At 39.0% G+C, this 20028-nt stretch carries 21 protein-coding genes; 12 read left to right on the forward strand and 9 right to left on the reverse strand.

Features of this window, described 5'->3' with window-relative positions:
- The first annotated feature begins 1 nt into the window (after nt 1).
- The 6 genes from JOC76_RS27585 (at nt 2) to JOC76_RS27610 (ending at nt 8416) form a co-directional block, all read left to right on the forward strand.
- On the forward strand, nt 2–934 hold the full coding sequence (locus JOC76_RS27585) for a response regulator (RefSeq protein ID WP_205181989.1): 933 nt from the start codon (nt 2–4) through the stop codon (nt 932–934).
- A gap of 726 nt (nt 935–1660) precedes the next feature.
- On the forward strand, nt 1661–1942 hold the full coding sequence (locus tag JOC76_RS27590) for a heterocycloanthracin/sonorensin family bacteriocin (protein ID WP_205181990.1): 282 nt from the start codon (nt 1661–1663) through the stop codon (nt 1940–1942).
- Between the two features lie 380 nt (nt 1943–2322).
- On the forward strand, nt 2323–4284 hold the full coding sequence (locus JOC76_RS27595) for a putative thiazole-containing bacteriocin maturation protein (RefSeq protein WP_205181991.1): 1962 nt from the start codon (nt 2323–2325) through the stop codon (nt 4282–4284).
- Nucleotides 4284–6227 (forward strand): TOMM precursor leader peptide-binding protein, encoded by a 1944-nt coding sequence (locus tag JOC76_RS27600; protein WP_205181992.1) that lies wholly within the window; start codon nt 4284–4286, stop codon nt 6225–6227. Before JOC76_RS27595 ends, JOC76_RS27600 begins: the two co-directional genes overlap by 1 nt.
- 21 nt (nt 6228–6248) lie before the next feature.
- Complete coding sequence (locus tag JOC76_RS27605) at nt 6249–7829, forward strand: SagB family peptide dehydrogenase (RefSeq protein WP_205181993.1); 1581 nt, start codon at nt 6249–6251, stop codon at nt 7827–7829.
- A gap of 332 nt (nt 7830–8161) precedes the next feature.
- The gene (locus tag JOC76_RS27610; RefSeq protein ID WP_205181994.1) at nt 8162–8416 is read left to right on the forward strand and encodes a hypothetical protein; all 255 of its coding nucleotides are present in this window, start codon (nt 8162–8164) and stop codon (nt 8414–8416) included.
- 28 nt (nt 8417–8444) lie between these two features.
- Here the strand turns inward: JOC76_RS27610 and JOC76_RS27615 are convergent, their stop codons facing one another.
- Entirely contained in the window at nt 8445–8699 is a 255-nt protein-coding gene (locus JOC76_RS27615) for a hypothetical protein (RefSeq protein ID WP_205181995.1), read from the reverse strand.
- Nucleotides 8700–8702: 3 nt separating this feature from the next.
- Entirely contained in the window at nt 8703–8900 is a 198-nt protein-coding gene (locus JOC76_RS27620) for a hypothetical protein (protein WP_205181996.1), read from the reverse strand.
- 146 nt (nt 8901–9046) lie between these two features.
- On the opposite strand from JOC76_RS27620, the gene JOC76_RS27625 reads away from it, so the two are divergent.
- Entirely contained in the window at nt 9047–9574 is a 528-nt protein-coding gene (locus JOC76_RS27625; protein WP_205181997.1) for a hypothetical protein, read from the forward strand.
- A 1-nt stretch (nt 9575) separates the two neighbouring features.
- On the opposite strand, the gene JOC76_RS27630 is transcribed toward JOC76_RS27625, so the two are convergent.
- The 4 genes from JOC76_RS27630 to JOC76_RS27645 all read right to left on the reverse strand — a co-directional run bounded on the left by JOC76_RS27630 (nt 9576) and on the right by JOC76_RS27645 (nt 13734).
- Nucleotides 9576–9959, reverse strand: coding sequence for a hypothetical protein (locus tag JOC76_RS27630; RefSeq protein WP_205181998.1), 384 nt, complete (start codon nt 9957–9959; stop codon nt 9576–9578).
- A gap of 142 nt (nt 9960–10101) precedes the next feature.
- Nucleotides 10102–11163 carry a Ger(x)C family spore germination protein gene (locus JOC76_RS27635; RefSeq protein ID WP_205181999.1) on the reverse strand — a complete coding sequence of 354 codons (1062 nt, stop codon included), beginning with the start codon at nt 11161–11163 and terminating at the stop codon, nt 10102–10104.
- The gene (locus JOC76_RS27640; protein WP_205182000.1) at nt 11160–12248 is read right to left on the reverse strand and encodes a GerAB/ArcD/ProY family transporter; all 1089 of its coding nucleotides are present in this window, start codon (nt 12246–12248) and stop codon (nt 11160–11162) included. The genes JOC76_RS27635 and JOC76_RS27640 overlap by 4 nt, the downstream gene beginning before the upstream one ends.
- A gap of 16 nt (nt 12249–12264) precedes the next feature.
- A complete protein-coding gene (locus tag JOC76_RS27645; RefSeq protein WP_205182001.1) occupies nt 12265–13734 on the reverse strand; it encodes a spore germination protein in 1470 nt (489 codons plus the stop codon).
- 204 nt (nt 13735–13938) lie between these two features.
- On the opposite strand from JOC76_RS27645, the gene JOC76_RS27650 reads away from it, so the two are divergent.
- The 3 genes from JOC76_RS27650 (at nt 13939) to salA (ending at nt 16433) form a co-directional block, all read left to right on the forward strand.
- Entirely contained in the window at nt 13939–14382 is a 444-nt protein-coding gene (locus tag JOC76_RS27650) for a YbaK family protein (protein ID WP_205182002.1), read from the forward strand.
- Between the two features lie 138 nt (nt 14383–14520).
- A complete protein-coding gene (gene cwlD / locus JOC76_RS27655; protein WP_307784778.1) occupies nt 14521–15243 on the forward strand; it encodes an N-acetylmuramoyl-L-alanine amidase CwlD in 723 nt (240 codons plus the stop codon).
- Between the two features lie 140 nt (nt 15244–15383).
- Nucleotides 15384–16433 (forward strand): iron-sulfur carrier protein/transcriptional regulator SalA, encoded by a 1050-nt coding sequence (salA, locus tag JOC76_RS27660; protein ID WP_205182004.1) that lies wholly within the window; start codon nt 15384–15386, stop codon nt 16431–16433.
- A gap of 554 nt (nt 16434–16987) precedes the next feature.
- Here the strand turns inward: salA and JOC76_RS30650 are convergent.
- Entirely contained in the window at nt 16988–17122 is a 135-nt protein-coding gene (locus JOC76_RS30650) for a hypothetical protein (RefSeq protein ID WP_275591424.1), read from the reverse strand.
- An 82-nt stretch (nt 17123–17204) separates the two neighbouring features.
- Complete coding sequence (gerD, locus tag JOC76_RS27665; RefSeq protein ID WP_205182005.1) at nt 17205–17768, reverse strand: spore germination lipoprotein GerD; 564 nt, start codon at nt 17766–17768, stop codon at nt 17205–17207.
- A gap of 148 nt (nt 17769–17916) precedes the next feature.
- On the opposite strand from gerD, the gene JOC76_RS27670 reads away from it, so the two are divergent.
- The gene (locus JOC76_RS27670) at nt 17917–18597 is read left to right on the forward strand and encodes a KinB-signaling pathway activation protein (protein ID WP_205182006.1); all 681 of its coding nucleotides are present in this window, start codon (nt 17917–17919) and stop codon (nt 18595–18597) included.
- A 79-nt stretch (nt 18598–18676) separates the two neighbouring features.
- Here the strand turns inward: JOC76_RS27670 and pdaB are convergent, their stop codons facing one another.
- Nucleotides 18677–19429 (reverse strand): polysaccharide deacetylase family sporulation protein PdaB, encoded by a 753-nt coding sequence (gene pdaB, locus JOC76_RS27675; RefSeq protein WP_205182007.1) that lies wholly within the window; start codon nt 19427–19429, stop codon nt 18677–18679.
- 138 nt (nt 19430–19567) lie between these two features.
- On the opposite strand from pdaB, the gene JOC76_RS27680 reads away from it, so the two are divergent.
- Nucleotides 19568–19798 (forward strand): hypothetical protein, encoded by a 231-nt coding sequence (locus JOC76_RS27680; RefSeq protein ID WP_205182008.1) that lies wholly within the window; start codon nt 19568–19570, stop codon nt 19796–19798.
- Nucleotides 19799–20028 lie beyond the last annotated feature (230 nt).

Here is a 20028-nt window from a genome sequence, read left to right on the forward strand (position 1 = left end):
TATGTTTTTTTATATTACGGATGATGATGAAGTCTTTCGATCTATGCTGTCACAAATTATAGAGGATGAAGAATTGGGTGATGTTATAGGGGAAGCGGATGATGGTTCTTTCCTAGATGCACATATGCTGGCAATGAAGCATGTCGATATTTTATTCATTGATTTACTGATGCCGATCCAGGACGGAATTGAAACCATTCGTCGCATTGCGCCGTCATTTAAAGGGAAAATCATTATGATTTCTCAAGTGGAATCTAAAGAACTGATCGGAGAGGCTTATTCACTTGGAATCGAATATTACATCACAAAGCCACTGAACAGAAATGAAGTATTATCAGTTGTACAGAAGGTCATGGAACGTATTCGTTTGGAGAGATCTATAAAAGATATTCAAAAATCACTCAGCAATGTATTTGATTGGAATTCCTCCAAGGAACAAAAGGCTCCATCCGAAGAAAAGAAAATTACAGACTGGGGGCAAATTCTTTTATCCGAACTTGGCATAGCCGGTGAAAATGGAAGCAAGGACTTGCTGGAAATCATCGATTATTTATATCATTATGAGACAAAACAGGCATTAGAGACGGGATTTCCTATTTTAAAGGATATCTTCACCCATATCAGCTTGAAAAAATTAGGACCAGTCGCTTCGCAGGATGAGGTTGACAGAGAGAGAAAAGCGTCAGAACAGCGTGTTCGTCGAGCGATTTACCAATCATTGAACCATTTGGCATCTCTTGGCCTCACTGATTTTGCGAATCAGAAATTTGAGAATTACGCGTCGAAGTTTTTTGATTTTACAACAGTGCGTCAACGGATGACGGAATTGAAACAAGCATCTTTAATTTCATCCACGCATACGCGAATTAATGCCAAAAAGTTTATTCAGGTTTTGTATTTCGAAGCAAAACAACTGTTAGATGAGGGATATTAGAATGTAAATAGGAGTGTGGGATAGAAGAGTGATTCCCAAGTAAGGAACTTATAAGAAATACGGTCTTAAAGGTGCTCGTCGTGCGCCTCAGTTCTAAAAACGTTAATTTTTGCGGAACTACAAGACTCTCAATCATTTGGTTGGGGGTTTTTTGTGCTTGGTTCTGTTATAACTGAATCTTGATTTGGTGATTTCATTTGTTTGAAAAATAAACGGAAAAATTCCGTTTAAATTAGGAAATACCCCTATTTCCATTAAAATAAAGGAAGTTTTTCCGTTTATATTAACCAAATCTCTAGATTTTGTCTTATTTAGAGCAGTTAAGCGGAATATCTCCGTTTATCTCCGCTTCTTAAGCTTCCTCCCTAAACATTAGGCGGAAATACTCCGCCTATGAATTCTCATGCCTACACGAAAATCAACAATGCATAATAACAGGGCGTTGTGCTTAAAAGAGCACTCAACAGCCATTGTTATTACTGTTTTTTTATCACATTTGCACTTTTAGTCTCCTCCCCAATTCAACTTCCACTAACAAGCAGATTCCCTTTATGTCCTCAAAGTAAAATAGGCTTTTACAATAGTAACAACGCCCCATAAAAAACCATATTTTGTTGAAGAGAGTACATCAGCATCAGAAATTTATTTTACACAAAATAGACCAATTAATACTCTCTTTTCAGGTTTCTGTTTCATCTGATGATTAAATACAAAGGGGAGGATAATATGCAAAATTTTCAAAATGAACTGCAAGGGTTGGCAATGGACCCATATCAAACTGGTGAGTTAGTTTCATACGGTCCACAATTTCAGGATTCGCGTATGTGGGGACGCTGCGGCGGCTTCCGATGCGGTGGCTTCGGACGTTGTGGAGGCTTCGGCTTCCGATGCGGAGGCTGTTTCGGATGCGGTGGCTGTGGCGGTTGCGGCGGCTGTGGTGGCTGTTTCGGCTTTAGCTGCGTTGGCATTGGCTTTGGCTGCTTTGGCTTTGGTATCGGTTTTATTTAATCTTGTCTATTGGGGATTACAGGAAGAGATATTGTTTTATAAAGAAAGTGCTCCCGCACCAATTTGTGCCGCGGGGGCACTTCTTTATCGTTTGAGATATTATAGAATTTTCGCTTATGGATAACTGTTAATATAAGGACTTTCGACGTACAGCTCCAGCGCCTAGCCCCTAGAGATCATAAGCCACTCAGGGAATGAAGGCAAAGAACGCCTTCTTTCCCTGAGCGTCTTATGCTTGTCGGGGCTAGGAAAAAATGAACTACTTTTTTCCCTGTTCAAGGCGCTTGCGCTTTTGTTCCTATGTTTATCATATTGGACAAAAAATCGTACATAAACTGATATTGAATAAGTTGTTATGATAAGGAATAAGGAGGCGCTGAATGACAAAACTTACCTCGTCCTCACGATTGAAAGCCAAAAGGGATACATTTTATCTTCCGGATCAAAAGGGGGGTGTCTATTTTAGAAATAACGTAAATTCCTTTCAGATGGAGGGAAAAACCATTTATCCGTGGATTGAGAAATTGATGCCGATGTTCAATGGGGAGCAAACCATGGGAGATTTGACGCAGGGGTTAACGGGACCGTATCGTGACAGGGTATATGAAATCGGAGAAACGTTGTACAAGAATGGTTTTGTTCGAGATGTAAGCAAAGATATTCCCCATCAATTAAATCGTCAAGTTCTTGAAAAGTATGCTTCACAAATTGAATTTATCGAGAATTTTATCGAATCAGGTGCCTACCAATTTCAAAAGTATCGTCAGGCTAGCGTATTGGCTGTGGGCTCTGGACCTTTCCTTGTATCGTTGGTTTCGGCATTAGTTGATTCGGGGCTGCCTAAATTAAATGTCATGGTCACAGATACGGTTCCAACCAATAGGCTGCGGCTTAATATGCTTGTGCAGAACGCGAGGGAAATAGACTCCGATGTCGAGATGGTGGAAGTGCCCTATCCTAAAAAGGCGGGAAAAAATGTTTGGAAAGATGCAGTTCAGCCCTATGATTGGATTCTATATGTCTCCCAGGATGGAAATGTAGATGAATTAAGGAATCTGAATCAAATTTGCAAAGAAGAAAAGAAGGCATTTCTTCCCGCCATCTATTTAGAAAAGGTTGGGTTCTCTGGTCCGATAACCCATCCAGATTCCGAGGGATGCTTCGAGTCTGCATGGCGCAGGATTCATCAATCTTCCGTACAAGCAGATAGGCTGCCACTGGATTTCTCTTCTACTTCAGGAGCAATTTTGGCAAATGTCTCTACATTCGAATTTTTCAAGAAGGTTACAGGCATAGCAGATTCATATCAGAGTAATCAAATTTACATGCTTAATCTTGAAACGATGGAAGGAGACTGGCTTTCATTCATCACACATCCATCGGTAATGTCGATAAAGCTAACACCTGAACAGGTTGAAGATGTTGATTTAAAACTTAAACAAGAATCAGATAGGAATGAACAGCCGGGAGTGCTATTGGAATATTTCGGCCACTTAACTTCAAAAGAAATAGGTATTTTCCATACCTGGGAGGAACGGGATTTGATACAGCTTCCTCTTGCCCAATGCTATGTTCAGGCTGTTGACCCAGTGTCACAAGGACCGGCAAAACTGCTGCCGGAAGTTATCTGTTCGGGGCTGACACATGAAGAAGCAAGAAGGAATGCCGGTCTAAAGGGGATTGAAATGTATACTTCCAAAATGATAGATTCCCTTAAGTTTGGCTTCCTTAATCAAACAGATAAAGCGGGCGTTCATCTTCCAGATGGGTTTCTTGGCATTGGTTCAGGGGAAACAACCGCAGAAGCTGTTTGTCGAGGGCTGCAAGCCTATCTGGATGAACAATTGAAACAGAGACAGGTTGACAACTTGAATAAGTTTTTTCGTGTCTCAATTGGAACCATAGAAGATAAAAGATGCAGGTTTTATTTAAATGCTCTGACCACCTTGAACGGTGCACCGACCATTGGCTTAAAAGAAGATGTATTAGGCTTCCCTGTTGTATGGGTCAGATCGAAGGGCTGTTGGTACACAGGGGCAGGCTTAAATACGACTTTGGCATTACGAAATACATTACAGCAAGCACTTTTGGACGCTCAAAACCAGATAAAAAGCGACGAAAAGAAAGTGACGGAGTCGATGATTTATCAGGAAAAAAAGGGGGCAAAACTTGAAATCCCTTCTTATGATGACATGACACAATTGGAGCTATTACAAGCTTCCATTCGAGTCTTGAAAAGAAACAGCAAACAGCTATTCGTCTATGATCTGTCAATCGAACCTTTTTTAAAACAAGAGCTGGCAGGGGTGTATGGTGTGCAGGTTCGAGAGGGGGATTCCTAATGACTGCCCATATTCTCATTACTGGTGACGGTTTATTGGCGGATTATGTCTCAGGTCAATTGTCCACCAAATATCAAGTAAGACGTCAAGGCAAGTTCGAAGAAGTTCCCGAAAAAACAGATTTAGCTCTGGTGCTTAGCGATGCTTGGCACCCATCCATTCATCAAAAAGCGGAAGAGAGATTTAGGTCCGCTGGTATCCCTTGGCTTCGAGGTTTCGTTTCATTCGGTGAGGGGATCATTGGTCCATTAGTACGGCACGACAGACCGGGATGTTCTCTCTGTGCTGACAAACGACGCTTGATAGCTGGCCCTGATCGCTATGAAATGTGGGAAATTCAAAGGAGATTGACAGCAGGGGAGGGTGCCCTGCGTGATGCATGGGCTTCAAGAACGGGACTATCGCAAATGGCAAACCTTATCAGTAACGAAGTGAAGAAAGTCCTTCAAGGAGAGCCCTCTCCCTTAGAAGAAAGGATGTTCATTACTAATCTGAGGACGTTAACAATCTCCAGTCACATTTTCCTGCCTGATCCATTGTGCTCAATTTGCAGTCCAATACCTGAAGACACACCAGAATTAGCTCAAATTACGTTAGAGTCCAGCCCTAAATTAAATGGTACCGGTTATCGCTGCCGTTCGATGGATGAATTGAAAACCGTGCTGGTTGAAGACTATCTCGATGAGCGTACGGGTATCATGAATGGAAAAATGGAGGATTTCAGGCTGCCATTTGCCGATGTTTTGGTTAACATGCCGTTGTTTGGGGCTGACGAGGGAGTAGCTGGCCGTTCTAATTCTTATGAAATAAGTGAGCTAACGGCCATTTTGGAAGGGTTGGAGCGATATTGCGGAATCGAGCCTCAAGGTAAAAGGAAGATAGTTCGCGGTAGTTATCGCCATTTAAAGGATTTTGCCTTGAATCCGGAAAGAGTTGGTTTACATGATCAGGACCAATATGCAAAGATTGATTATCCGTTTAAACCGTTTCATCCTAATGCCCCAATGAATTGGGTCTGGGGTTATTCGTTTTTACAAGAACGTCCTATACTGGTTCCGGAGTTACTCGCCTATTACAGTTTGGGCATTAATGGAGAGGGCTTTGTCTATGAAACCTCCAACGGATGTGCATTAGGAGGAAGTATGGAGGAAGCCATATTCCATGGCATTATGGAGATTGTTGAGAGGGATTCCTTCTTGATAACGTGGTATGCACAGCTGTCTATCCCGCCTCTTGATCTCCATTCAGCAAACGATAAAGAATTAGAGTTGATGGTTGACAGGATACGTGAGGTACAGGGGTATGACGTTTATTTTTACAATTCGACCATGGAACATGGAATTCCCAGTGTTTGGGCAGTGGCAAAAAACAGAAAATCAACGGGTGTGAATCTTATTTGCGCGGCAGGCGCTAATCCTGATCCTGTAAGAGCGGTAAAAAGCTCACTTTACGAGCTTGCTGGAATGATGGTTAGGCATGACAAAATATTGGAAGAAAACCGGCAAAAATATGAAGAAATGCTAAAAGATCCATTTGCAGTCCGTAATATGGCGGACCATGGCCTGCTTTACGGTCTGCCGGAAGCAGAGGAACGGTTGAACTTTTTATTGCAGGATAATCGTCCATTACGAACGTTTGCGGAGGAATTCAAACAGCCTCCGGAGAATACCGATTTAAAGGATGACCTTCAGGCTGTTCTTGATAGGTTCCGACAATTAGACCTCGAGGTCATTGTGGTAGACCAAACAACTCCAATAACCAAACGGAACGGATTATTCTGTGTTAAGGTATTGATTCCTGGTATGTTGCCGATGACATTCGGACATCACCTTACTCGTGTTCGAGGGCTGGAAAGGGTCCTTCAAGTGCCGATGAAACTTGGATTTACCAACCAGCCGTTATCGTATGAACAGCTTAATCCCTATCCTCACCCATTCCCATAATGAAGAATAGGAGGTGTAAAAGTGAATCTTGAAACATTTCTGCATCATCTTCACTTTGATACGGATAAGTGCGCTCCTCCTGATTGGCAAGTGGATTGGGAGAACGCACCGCTTCCCTATAAACTCTACCGCGGCCTGCCAGAGATCTCACTATCCGGAGATGTACCGTTAACTCTCAAGAGAAGAGAAGCTCATGTAGAACCTGCATTAGAGGAACTTGGTCATTTCTTGTGGTATGTGTATGGAATTACTCAATACGCTCAAACTCCCTTCATTAAGGACACCGGTGAAAAAGCCGATGTAAGCTATGCTCAGTTATTACGAAGATTTGTCCCCTCAGGAGGGGCATTGTACCCCAATGAATTATACGTGTATATAAAGCTTGAAGACGTACCGACGGGCATTTACCATTACGATGTGGCGCATCACCGCCTTCTTTTGCTGCGAGAAGGAAATCAAGATTTTTACCTATCTAGAAGTCTTGGAAATTGTGACGTGTCCGATTGTTTCTGTACTGTTTTTGTCTCGACCGTTTTTTGGAAAAACTTCTACAAATATAATAATTTTTCCTATAGGCTCCAAGGGTTAGACGCTGGCGTGTTAATAGGGCAAACGTTAGAAGTGGCTAATCAGATGGGGTTCTCTTCACGAGTAAGCTATCAATTTCTGGATCGGTCTATCAATCATTTACTTGGACTATCTGAACAGGATGAAAGTGTATATGCGGTTATCCCATTATCCATTCACCCATCTATCCATGGTGTTTACAAGGATAACTGTGAAGAAGTTGTTTCTGACACAGAATTAATTCAAGAAGTTCCATTGCTTAAACACGAGTCCTATAATCGATCTAAGAGAGTGATTGATTATCCGATGCTGAGAAAAATGAATGAAGCATCGTTGTTGGAAACCACCAATTCATTCGTGAAGATAAGTAACGATAATCGTGTGAAACCTGCCTTAGGTATGGAGGCAATGATGCTTCCATTTACCGAACGCCTTGTCTTTGATCTTGCATCCGTTTGTAGGGAGAGGTGTTCCCCTAATTATGATTTTATGATAGGTAAGGTCAGTCAGACTAAAGTTTCCACATTGTTAAAAGAAACATTTTCCTTGTCGTATCAGAATGACCTTAATGGAACACATGAGAATGCTGAGACTCGTGTCAGTTTGTATGGGAGTTTTTATAATATAGAGGGGATTCCAAATGGTGCCTACGCTTATGACCAAAGCGCTCATGCACTTCGAAGAATAACCCAGGGTGATTTTCGGGAGTTTTTACAGTATGGATTAACAATGCCCACGGTAAACCTGTTTCAAGTTCCTCTAGTACTGCATGTTGTAGGAGACAAGGACCATCTCAAAAAAAAGCTGGGGTACAGAGGATATCGTATTCAACAGATGGAAACGGGTATTCTCGTTCAACGTCTTCTCTTAATGTCGTGTGCCTTAGGAATGGGGGGGCACCCGCTATTAGGGTTTGATGCGAATCAGTGTGATGAACTTTATGGGATCCATTCAAAGGAAAAAACAAGCTTAATCCAAATCCCGGTGGGACCATATCTTCCTCGAGCATGGATAAAAGGGAATTTGATTAGCTAGGAGAGACAACTTTTTGAACTGTCTAGGGTTCTTTCTATTTATATAATCTAACTGGTTCAACTATAAAAAGCCTAATTTCCCGGATTGTAAGTGAGAAATTAGGCTTTAGTTACTTCTCAAAGGCGCCATTTTGTAAACAGGCACCAACATTCTTAAACACCTTATATAATTATTTCACAACGACAATAAGGGATGGCAAAACGAAAAATGAAATCAGTGTCAGGTCAGCTGTTTCAGCTGGGAGTTAGGAATAGATGTATATCGTTATTTCTTCACATCGTGCAGGGTTGATTCATAATATAGTTTAACAAGGAAGAAAAGGGGGTAGTACCATGCCTTCCGTTATTAATTTAGGTGTTTTCAATGTAAATTCCCCTCAAGCAAGCTCGGCGATTTTTATTGGCGAAGGTGTTGTAAATGGAATGGATGCGAACCGGAAATATAATTTAAACATGGGGGGTACCTATGGATTTAGTAATTTAAATACGGGAAATGTAAATAATATTGCAGACAGCTTTGAAATGATAGATGGGGTTATCTTTGATCAAGACCTTAAGCCGAATATTGGCGGCGGGGGAAATGTATAAGGATATTAAATGAAAATAAACCCTCTGATTAATCAAGGGTTTTTTCTATCTTCGCATTTTGTTTTGGCTTTTCTGTGGGTTTTTCATGATTCGTTAAAGACGCTGTCATATGGGACAAGTTATTGCGATCACCATGAATATTACCTAAGCCTTGGTTATGCTGTTTGTTATTTTTAAAGTCCTCGATAAAATTATTCCCAATACTGAACGCAGATGCACCTTCAATGGAACCAATCTTAATGGAACCAATATGAAAGGTTGGAGACAAAATAGGGGAAGCCATGATTTATATATCCATCCCTTTTTGTTTATTTTTCATCCAAACGTTTTCAAACAGCAAATTTTTATCACCTGATATTGCAACGACTTCGTTTACGATTTTTTTGGAATTAAACTTCTCAAGAGTATTTTGCTCGCCCATGAAAAATCCTGACGACTGTCCAATATGCGTTATCGATATTTCACCTAAGGTTAAATCGATCATGTTTTAGGCCCTCCTTCTTAAAGGCGTCAGTTCCCTATAGTCTATTCAGCCACTGGGCGGGTGACACAGTTTTTTTGAGCACCAGACCTACATCGGTAACATAAAGTAAATCACCAAGATTTTTATAAAAAAAGTGGTGACAGTAAATGTTAAAGTCTTCAACATTAAATATTACAACTGGTGATATTAACATCCAAACCATGCAAAGACAATCGGGGATATTTATAGGGGAAAAAAATATAGCCATTGGCTGGAGTGCCCATGGCAAGGAAAATAGCGTTATCGGTAATGTTAGCGGGCAATCCAATCTGTTGCTTCATAATATCTCTATATTAAATGACCCTGACATAGTGGATACACCTATTGATGACCGTGATATTAATATTTCGTTTGAAAATCCAAGTGATGAAAATACGACGAATGTTACACTTGAAAGCTTAAATGTGAATAGAATAGAGCAGAACAGTTCCATATTCCTTGGTAAAGCCCATGTAAATGGGATGGATTCCAATCAAAAAGGTAATACATCACAAGGTTCAGTCAATGGAAATAACAATCAAATGTTAAATAATATCCTTTTAAACAATGACCAGGACGTTATAGATGGAATTATGGATGATCGAGATATTAAAATAACTTCAATAGACCGAGATCCTAGCCAATGTATTAAATAGGTCATAAATGGAAACGGAATCCTTTTGTCGTATTTGTGATTTTATTCGATCCTATGGTTGATTTTTCAGAAGAGGATTCCTTGTCGGGGTTCAATTCCTTTTTAAGTACATCAGCTATGTCACTTGTCGTATTAATATTATTACCGATAATTAATTTACCGCTTAATTCGTCTACTTCTATTTTGTCTAACCGGAAGATGATATTTTCTAAATGATCGATTTGAACGGAATCGAAATGGATATTTCGCATACTTGTTTCTGTTTGTTGCTGCTCAAGTAGCTCGATAATTCGGTCTAATTTAGTCAAAATGTCGGTATTTAATTTATTTCCCTCTCTTATTTCTTTTTCACTTTTTTTACTACGTAATGAAAAGAAACCAAACATACCTTCCCTCCTTAATAAGGCTGGAATAGCGGCAAAGAATAACTCCTAAACTGTCTTTTTAATAAATATATGGTGAGTTTACTAAATGATTAATACTGTTTAAAACAAAAGGCAATGCAATTATAGGACCGGGGGTTTTAACTTAATCAATAACCCCCGATTCCGTAATGCTTACATCAGCTTGAACATTCACTTTTAAATCCTTATAATCCGTTTCCCATTTTGAAAAATTGAACCCACGTGTTTTACTTTTAATAAAATGTCCGAAACCTACCGGATCAGTCTTTTTTGATTGAAATCTTTTGGTTAACTTTTCACATTCTACCTCTATATCATCTTCTAATTTTTTTTCTATTTTTTTGATTTTTCCTTGTGTAATCTTAACACCGGAGTATTCGTTTAATATGGCTTTTACCTGTATGTTGATTTGAACGATTAAAGGTTTTCGGGATATTAGGCGCAATTTGTAATTTGATTTGATACTTTCAATTGCGGCAGCTTCCTTACCGATATCTACTTTTAGAGTCCCTTGGCTATATTTATCTACTAGCAGCTTAAAGTAGAACATTTTATCAGCAGGAATGGTATCTACAACATGTCCATATCGGAAAAAACTAAGTCCGCTAATTTCAACATTTTCCTTGTCTAATTTTTTTATACGAGGGAGGTAAGGAGACTTTCCTTTTTGATTGAAATCCACCATAAAACGCTGCAAGTCCGTTCTAGGCACATCCTTTGATTTCATATTATGGCGGATAAGATTAGATAAATAAATGGCATTTCCCCTTTCCCCATATTTACCCTTGAAAACAGACTTAGCTTCACCTTCTGTAACAGCTAGATATAATCTTGCACCAATACTGGGATCTCGTTGGAATGAATCGATTAAGTCTAAAATTCCTTTTTCTTTCGCCAGACGTTCACCAAAAAGGACCACTTTAAGACTCCCTGTTACCAGTGGATCTGAGGACTGCCGTTGGATATCTCTCAAGAAGTCCCTGCTTAAATTAGAGGAAGCCGAAAAGGTTTTGTTTTCTACGGTTTTATCTGATAAATAGAAAGGAATTAATGCAGTTCCGCGTATTTTTCCTCCTATATAATCATAAGCCGATCCCGTCTCTAGGTTCACATCATCAACGATTTCTTTTTGAAGACATCCGACAAGTGTGGTAGAAAGAATAACAATAGAAAGAAGCTTTTTCATTCCTTTTTCACCTTCTTCACGATTAACACTAGAAAAAAGAGTAATGGGATGTAGACATAATTAAGGAAAAAGGAAACCCTACCTGTAAAGTCAATGAGGTGGTTGACCTGCTCACGTGTCTTAAAAAAATTAACTGTTATTAAAATGACTAGGGATAATAACAAGACACCATACTTTTGTTTCAGGTTCGTCACACGTTTTAAAATTCGGCTGGCACACCAAAGGGCAATGCAAACATTAGGCAGGATGACAAGATTCCAATTGGCAATGCCAATGTATTCAAATCTCTCAACAAATGGCATTTCAACTACTTTCCAAATAGCCAACGTTGCCCAGATATTTTTCTGCAGCTGCCCTTCAGAAAAATAACAAAAGGTTGTAATGGTAATCAATGTATACAGAATAGTGGTAGATAGGATACCCCAGTGAGCCCATTTCTTTGACTTTTGTGGATCTTTGATAAATGGATAAAAGAATAAAAGTACTTCATAACCAAGATAGGTTAGTGACATTTGATATGCAGCCTTAAATAGATCCTTGATAGGGTGATCAAAGATCGGCAATAAATTTTTTACATCAGCATAAGGGATGGCAAAGAAAAAGGTGAAGATTAAGTATGAAGGTAGAACTACACAAAAAAATGCTATGCCTGTAACTGTGCGAAATCCGCCGAAAATAATATAGATAGCCAGCACACAAAAAGCAAAAGCATACCAAAAGGTACTCATATCTTGGAACATCCATACTTGAACCACTTCAATAATGGAACGGAGTAGGGTTAGAGTCACGCATAAAAAATATAATACAAAAGGTAATGAAATCATGCGGCCAATCATATTACCAAAGATGTATGAATGAGCGGATATAATATCACCGTCCACTGTTTCAAGGATCTTATACATCATCCATAAAATGATATGTATAGATAGTCCCGCAAAAATAACCGATATCCAAGCATCATACCCGGCAGTTAGAGCTATAATTCGCTGAAACCCTAAAACCCCAATGCCAAATTGCATGGTGTGAACAAGGAAAAAAACTAAAAAAGGCGATATTTTTGCTTTTTCAGGTACTAATTGTCCCATACCCATCCTCCGGTTCTTATTCGTCAATATCGCTTTTTTTATAACGAACAGGATTTTTGGTCCTTAGAATTTGTGGTCTTAAGGATTGTTTGCTGAACGGCAGCCTGATTAGCGAATCCTTAAGGTCCGTTAATCTTGGTGGATATAATGGTTCTAAAAAAGGACGGTTTAAGGAAGTCAGCCGTATTAAATGGGTCATTAAGAAACAAAAACATAAGACAATTCCAAGAAGTCCCCAAATTTCAGCAGAAAACAAAAATGGAAATCGTAATAATCGAATCGCATTGCCCATTTTATAAACAGGTGTTGTAAAAGATGCAAGTGCCGCAAGCGCTACAATAATTAGGAGAACATTACTCGTTAACCCAGCTTCAACTGAGGCAGTTCCAATAACGATACCGCCTACGATACCAATCGTCTGACCTACCTTTGTAGGCAGACGAGCTCCAGCTTCCCGAAGCAACTCAATCGTCAGCTCTAAAACAAGTGCTTCTAAAATCGGAGGGAGCGGTATATCTCTCCTGGAGGACACCAATGTGTTCATCAAGTCTTTAGGTATTAATTCATAATGATAAGATAGTGTTGCTACATAAACAGGTGTTACTAAGATAGAAAATGCGACGGAAAAAAGCCGAATTAGTCGGAAAAAGGATGATAACATCCAATTTAAAAAATAATCCTCAAATGAACTGAAAAATTCCACTAGGGTGGTTGGCGCAATTAGTGCGTGCGGTGAACCATCCACGAAAATCGCGATTTTCCCTTCTGCTAAAATGGCGGTAACCCTGTCTGGTCGCTCTGTATCCAAAAGCTGTGGAAAAGGAGAATTTTTATTATCGGATATTAACTGAACAATATAAGAACTATCGGTAATCGCATCAAATTGAACATTATTCAATCGTTCCATTACGGTTTTGACGTTTTGGGGATCAACGATGCCCTCAAGATATAAAACAGAAACTTTTGTTTTGGATAAAGAACCAATGGTTAGCTCTTCGACGATTAATTCTTTAACGGGTAGCCGCTTACGTATCAAGTTTACATTTTGATCGATTGATTCCACAAAAGCTTCTTTTGGGCCAATGACACTAAATTCAACCTCAGGAGTTGTAATGCTTCGGCCGATTTCTTTTTGCGCGGCTAAAAAAGCAAATTGATCGCGGTCATCATCCAATGATAATAGAACATAGCCATTAAATAATTTTTGTTCAATCTTACTTAAATCATTACTAATCTGAATATCAGCCAGTGTAATAATTTTTTTTACATCCTCAATTTTGGCAAACGGCTTTTCTAATAAATAGGGCAGGACATTCTCCTGTAATATACTTTCATCAATGAGAGTCGAAATAAATGAAATGGAGAATGATTTATTAGTGGGTACATTCATGTAAGATACTTTTTTAAAATCGTTTGAACGTCTGAAAAGTTCTTCTAATGCATCTTTATTAGGATGTTTATTTTGCGTTTTTGTGAACCAGCCCATCTTTAAGTCACCGCCATATTTATCCTTGATTTTATCATTTCCTATTATGGAAGAAATATGAATGATTACTTACGTTAGAGGTTAAATCTGCAAAAATGTTGTTTGAAATCCTCATTCTCATAAGTTGATTTTAAAAATTGGTAATACAGTCTTTGCATTTCTAAGACCTAAGGGATAAAGAATAGTCCTAAGAGGTGAAAGAAAGTGACTGTGATTACAACCTTCAAAGAAAAAAAACGCGAAAAGCAGATTAAATATGAGCGTTCCGTTCTGCGGGACTTATCGATTCATACATTAAAAGAAAGAGTAAAACAATATTTTGGATCCACTCAGCTTGCCGCGAGCTTTGTGATGAATACAGGGATAGAGGAAGCCTGTTATGATGTCGCCCTAGAAGCTTTCCTCTTAGGGGCGAAATTCAGTAAGTTTGGCTATTATGGTGAAAACGAAGACGAAGTGCGCAAAAGGTGTATACCGGAAGAGAAACACTTGATTGATACTTTATATAACTTTCTTCTCTATTGGGGAAATGGTTTGGAAGGCACGATGAGTGAGTCGCTTTATTATCTATGCGAACAATATATCTTTGTCTGGTGGAAAGAAGGCTTTGATAAAGGGCAGAGACGACATAAGCTTAGATTACACTAATCCTATAGAAGATCAAAAGCACCCGGCATGGTTTGACCCGAGAATCTACAATGCTTAGTGGGTGCTTTTTACTGTTCTAAAACTCCCCCTTGTCCCATATAGTTAACTGAACAGGGACGAGCGGGAAGGATGATATGGGTGAATAAGCGCAGAGTAAAGATTATTAGCTTTATTACCGGATTAATTGTCTTGTTTTTTATACTACAACATGACTTTAGTGAAAATAATTCCTGGAAAACCTGGAATCTTCCTTTATCAGGGAAAATTATCTTGTTGGATGCGGGGCATGGCGGACCGGATGGCGGAGCTTCAGCTGGTACAACGCTTGAAAAGGACATTGCATTAGAAATTACTAAAAAAGTCCGTGATTATCTTCAAGAGCAAGGGGCCCTGGTGATTATGACTAGGGAAAAAGATGAAGATTTAGCAGATGCAGATACCAGAGGTTATAGCCGCAGGAAAGTAGAGGACCTCAAAAAAAGATTAAAAATGATAAATTCAACGGATATTGACTTATTTGTCAGTCTCCATTTAAATGCAATTCCTTCCGCAAGATGGAGCGGTGCCCAAACCTTCTATGCACCGCATTATAAAGAAAATGCAAGGGCTGCAAAGTTTATTCAAGAAGAACTCCGCAGAAATCTCGAAAACACCGAGCGTAGAGCGAAACCAATCAATCAAGTGTATATTTTAAAAAATGCGAAAAAACCTGGCGTTCTCGTAGAGGTAGGCTTCCTATCCAACCCTAGAGAAAAGACTCTTCTAAAAAAGGGTTCCTATCAAGAAAAAGTAGCAGCATCCATTAATAATGGGATTCTCCGCTACTTTACGAATGAAAAAGAATTAAAAGAACCAGATTAAAGGGGGATGGAAGCATCTTCCGTTTTTTTATGGTAGAAGTTTGACCCGTTTTGTCCAAACGTGTGATGGAATTAACGTGTTTCTCGCTAAGGTTATGGTATACTGAAAATGGAATCGAATTCATAGGTGAGGTGCAATTTATGTTAACAGAGAATAAAGTCCGAGAAGTTCTGGGTGGCCTCATAGAGCCCTTTTTACATAAAACATTAACCGAATTAAACGCCATTGAGGAAGTCAAAATTAAAGAAGAAAAGAACCACGTTAGTGTGAAGTTGTTGATTGCCAGAACAGGTACAAGCGAACAGCTTCAACTACAAACACAAATTGTGAATGCGCTAAAAGAAGCAGGAGCTGCTACTGTGGGAATCCGGTTTGCGGAACTGCCTGAAGAAGTATTGGCACAATATCGAAATGTCGAACCAGAGGAAGAGCAAAACCTCCTTCAATCTAAAAATACAACCTTTATTGCTATCGCAAGTGGAAAAGGGGGCGTTGGTAAATCAACTGTTTCCGTTAATCTGGCAGTTGCTTTAGCCCGTTTAGGCAAAAAGGTAGGATTAATCGATGCCGACATCTACGGCTTTAGTGTACCTGATATGATGGGAATTACCAATCGTCCTGTGGTCAGGGGCGAAAAAATTATCCCTGTTGAACGTTTTGGGGTTCAAGTGATCTCCATGGGATTCTTTGTAGAGGACAATGCGCCTATTATCTGGCGTGGACCAATGCTAGGAAAGATGCTGAACAGTTTCTTTAGTGAAGTAGAATGGGGAGACCTAGATTATTTATTATTAGACCTCCCTCCAGGAACAGGTGACGTTGCTTTAGACGTTCATTCGATGCTGCCTGCTTGTAAGGAAATCATTGTGACGACACCACACCCAACTGCTGCATTTGTAGCAGCCCGTGCAGGTGCAATGGCACTAAAAACCGAACATGAAGTTCTTGGTGTAATTGAAAATATGGCCTACTTTGAAAGCAAGGTAACAGGTGAAAAGGAATACGTGTTTGGCCGTGGCGGCGGAGACAAGCTTTCAGAGGAATTAAATACGGTCCTTCTTGGACGATTACCACTGAACCAGCCTGATTGGAATGATGAAGATTTTGCACCATCTGTTTATCAAGAAGACCATCAAATCGGAAAAATTTATATAGAGATTGCGGAAAAGGTAACACGCCTGTTGAAATAAGAAAAGCGCAAGGTGCTTAGCTTCCGGCTGGTGACCTCGAGCCAATGGCGCCTGGAGCTGGACATTTCTCGGAGTCGAAATTATAATTTATTTTTCTTAAATAAAAAATGAAGCCTCTTCCGTTTTGAGGTGTCTTTCTTAAAATACGTGCCGAAATGACAGCCGTATTGGCATCGTTTTTGGTATATATAAAAGTAGAACTCGCCATAGAATTGGCGAGTTTCTTTATTAGAAATACAAAAAACCTATTTATATAAAATCTCACCTACCGTAAGACACCAAAATGAGGTTCTCTTGGAATTTTTGAGATAACACTCACTCCCTTTTAAATAGGATGTCTTGTCCTTAATCTAGGAACCTGCACAAGTAAAATAAGCGGAGATTTTCCGGTTAAATGCAGAATGGAGCTAGTATCGAGATATATAAGCGGAGGTTTTCCGCTTATGCAAAGCAAAATGCCGCATTTTCGAATTTTTCGAGTAAATAGACGGAATCTCTCCGTCTATTCATGCTACTTTCAAGTCAATTTTACTAATTAAACGTAATTTTTCCGTCTATTTATCATATCCGGAGCGTAACCTGATCCCTAACGGATAAGTGCGGCCCCACTCGATCCCAGATGCGCGAATCATCAGTTTTAAGATCCATAAAATTGGTACTCCAAACGGCAATGCAAAGACGTATGCCAATTCATACCTCTTTTAATAAGAAAGCACCCGAAAATGAAGCCTCTTTCATAATGCGAAGAGGCTTCATTTTTCAGTCATGATACTAACTAGACTTTTTGGATGCTTGTTCTGCTGCCTTTAAAAGCAATTCTTGTATTTTAGCTTTATATAGTGGGCTATTAAGGGTCTCTGTAATCACATCTTGAAGATGTTGTCGATACTCTTTACTTTTTAGTGCATCGGTCATTTGTTTTTGAATTTCAGGTTCATTAAAAACTTGAACCATCATCGTCCGATACTGAGGATCATTCATTAATTCCTTTAAGATAGCCTTATTTTCATTTTTCATGTTTTTGGCTACGGTTTGAGCAAATTTAGGATCACTAAATGTCTTTTTCCAAAAATCAACCGCTTTATCGGATGTCAGAGTCGATTGTATGGTATCAGCTACCACCTTTTGATCCATGACCAATTTTTCCTTCATTGCATCAGAGGTCATAACATCCTGAATGGCCTTCTTGCCGTCATCGGTTTTAAGAATATCCACCACCATTTTTTTGGTTTTATCGTAATCCATTTGCCCCGCACTGCTTAAGTCATTAGAAGTAGCACAACTAGTAACAAACACCATGATGGGCAGGAGGAGCAACATCCTATACGCTTTCATTTTCAAGCTCCTTTCACATAACAATCCTTAATTTTAGGATGAAGAAAAGTAGGGATTATTATTCGCCCATAAATGAAATTATGGATTTTTCGCATCTTGCTTGGTACAATCAGTATAAAGTGATTCTAGAATTCTGGGGGTTTCAAGTGTGACAAGCCGTAATTGGGTAAGACTATTTATGTCCACATTATTAGTTGGCGGGGTCACGACGGCTATTGTGGGTTTTATCATTCGCTGGGATGAATTTCAGCCCTATTTTTTACACTTTAAAATAATCGATATCTTATCCACATTAATTTGGCTGATTGTTATGGGCTTTTTATTTAGTGTGATTAGCCAAATGGGATTCTTTTCTTATCTAACGATTCACCGTTTTGGGCTAGGAATTTTTAAATCGGTTTCCTTATGGAATTCTGTTCAAGTTGTTCTTGTTCTATTTGGCTTATTTGATTTAATCTACTTACGCTATGAGAACTTTGCAAAACCAGGAGATTCTATTATCCCTTATTTTGGACCGGCTCTTTTCTTGCTGGCTGTGTCTCTTGTTGTTGCCTGGTATAAGGTGAAACAAACAAACAGAGCGGCTTTTATCCCTGCGATATTCTTTATGATTGTCGCGACTTTAGTGGAATGGGTCCCAGTACTCCGTGAGAATGAAAAGAACTGGTTTTATCTCATGATGATTTCGTTACTAGCGTGTAATGCCTATCAAATTTTAATTCTTCATAAATTAAACGCTCAATCCACTCTAGAAAGAAATACACGCGCGGAACAAAAAACAAAGCAAACGAATAATACTAAAAAAATAACCAAAAAACCGTCCATGTAATATGGGCGGTTTTTATAATATGAGGGAGTATAAAATCGACTTCGAGAATTGTCTAGCTCCAGCGCTTTTCTTAACTACTTTAATTAATTTCCTTAGACTGAACTTGCCCATTAGCTATCATGTCTGAAACAGAGACAAGCTTCAATCCTTTGTGACGAATATCAGCGAGAATAAGCGGCAGTGCTTTAGCTGTTTGTTTAGCCGAATCAGATGCATGGAGCAGGACAATATCGCCATTTTCAGCTTTGCTGACATTCTCGGCAATCTTATCTACTCCGGGATTTTGCCAGTCCTTTGAGTCTACCTTCCAATGAACAACCGTATAGCCATATCGTTTCGCTATGTTTAAAGTCCGCTCATCAAAATGACCAGTTGGTGCACGCAAAAGTTTAATATTTTTAACATTTAATTTTGTGAAGACCTCTTGAGCTTTGGAAATATCCTTTGCAATTTTTGCATCCTCTACATCTAGGTAATCAACATAGTCATACCCCAGCATTCCAATTTCATATCCGTCTTTGACGATATGGTTGACAATGTCGGGGTGACGTTCAGCCCAGGATCCCGATAGAAAAAAAGTGGCGGATTTAACATTCTCTTTTTCTAACACAGCTAAAATGGGTTCAGCCTTTTCATCCCCCCATCCAATATTAAATGTGAGAGCCAAATCTTTTTCACCGCGATAAATGGCTTTAGTGCTGTCTTTAGTCGAGAAGACAGGGATTTGCCCTACATTTTCCATGTATAGAAACCATGCTGTAAACAATGCTGCAATGAGAATAAGAGATAAACTTTTTAACGATTTACCATTCAATACAAAAAAGAATTTCATCTGCCCCACCTCGTCCAATACTATCCTTGTCTCAAACCTATGCTTGAAATTTTGATAATATGCTTAAACATTGTGATTATAAAATATCTATATTTGGAAAAGACTACTATAACTAGAAATTTCTTTGGGGGTTATTCAATGTTTGGGCTTCTAATTAGTGAAAAGGAAGTAAAAGAAGTGGAATACCTTATTAAGAGAGAGATGGATGAAATATTATTTGATTTAAAAGATGATCGAATTGATCATATTGTAAAAAGGTCAATGGAAGAGCGATACAAGATTTTATTTTCATTATTTAAGCGGGTTGCCTCTCCGCAAGAATGCTTCAAATATATGAGGGTAGGCAAGAAGGATCGAAAAAAGGGATAGGATAAAAAACTTATTTAAAAAACTCGTTGACATTTAGTTATAATCTTGTTATATTAATAAACGTCGCTGCTGACAGTAAGAAAAACAACTTAAAAAAAAATTGTTGACTTTGCTGGGTGTAGATGATATATTAATAAAGTCGCTTTTGAGCGATAAAGAAATTGTTCTTTGAAAACTAAACAAACAAAAACGTCAACAAACAATAATATTCATTTCTTATGAAATGAAGC

The organism is Neobacillus cucumis (assembly GCF_016908975.1).
In the GTDB taxonomy this organism is placed as follows: domain Bacteria; phylum Bacillota; class Bacilli; order Bacillales; family Cytobacillaceae; genus Neobacillus; species Neobacillus cucumis.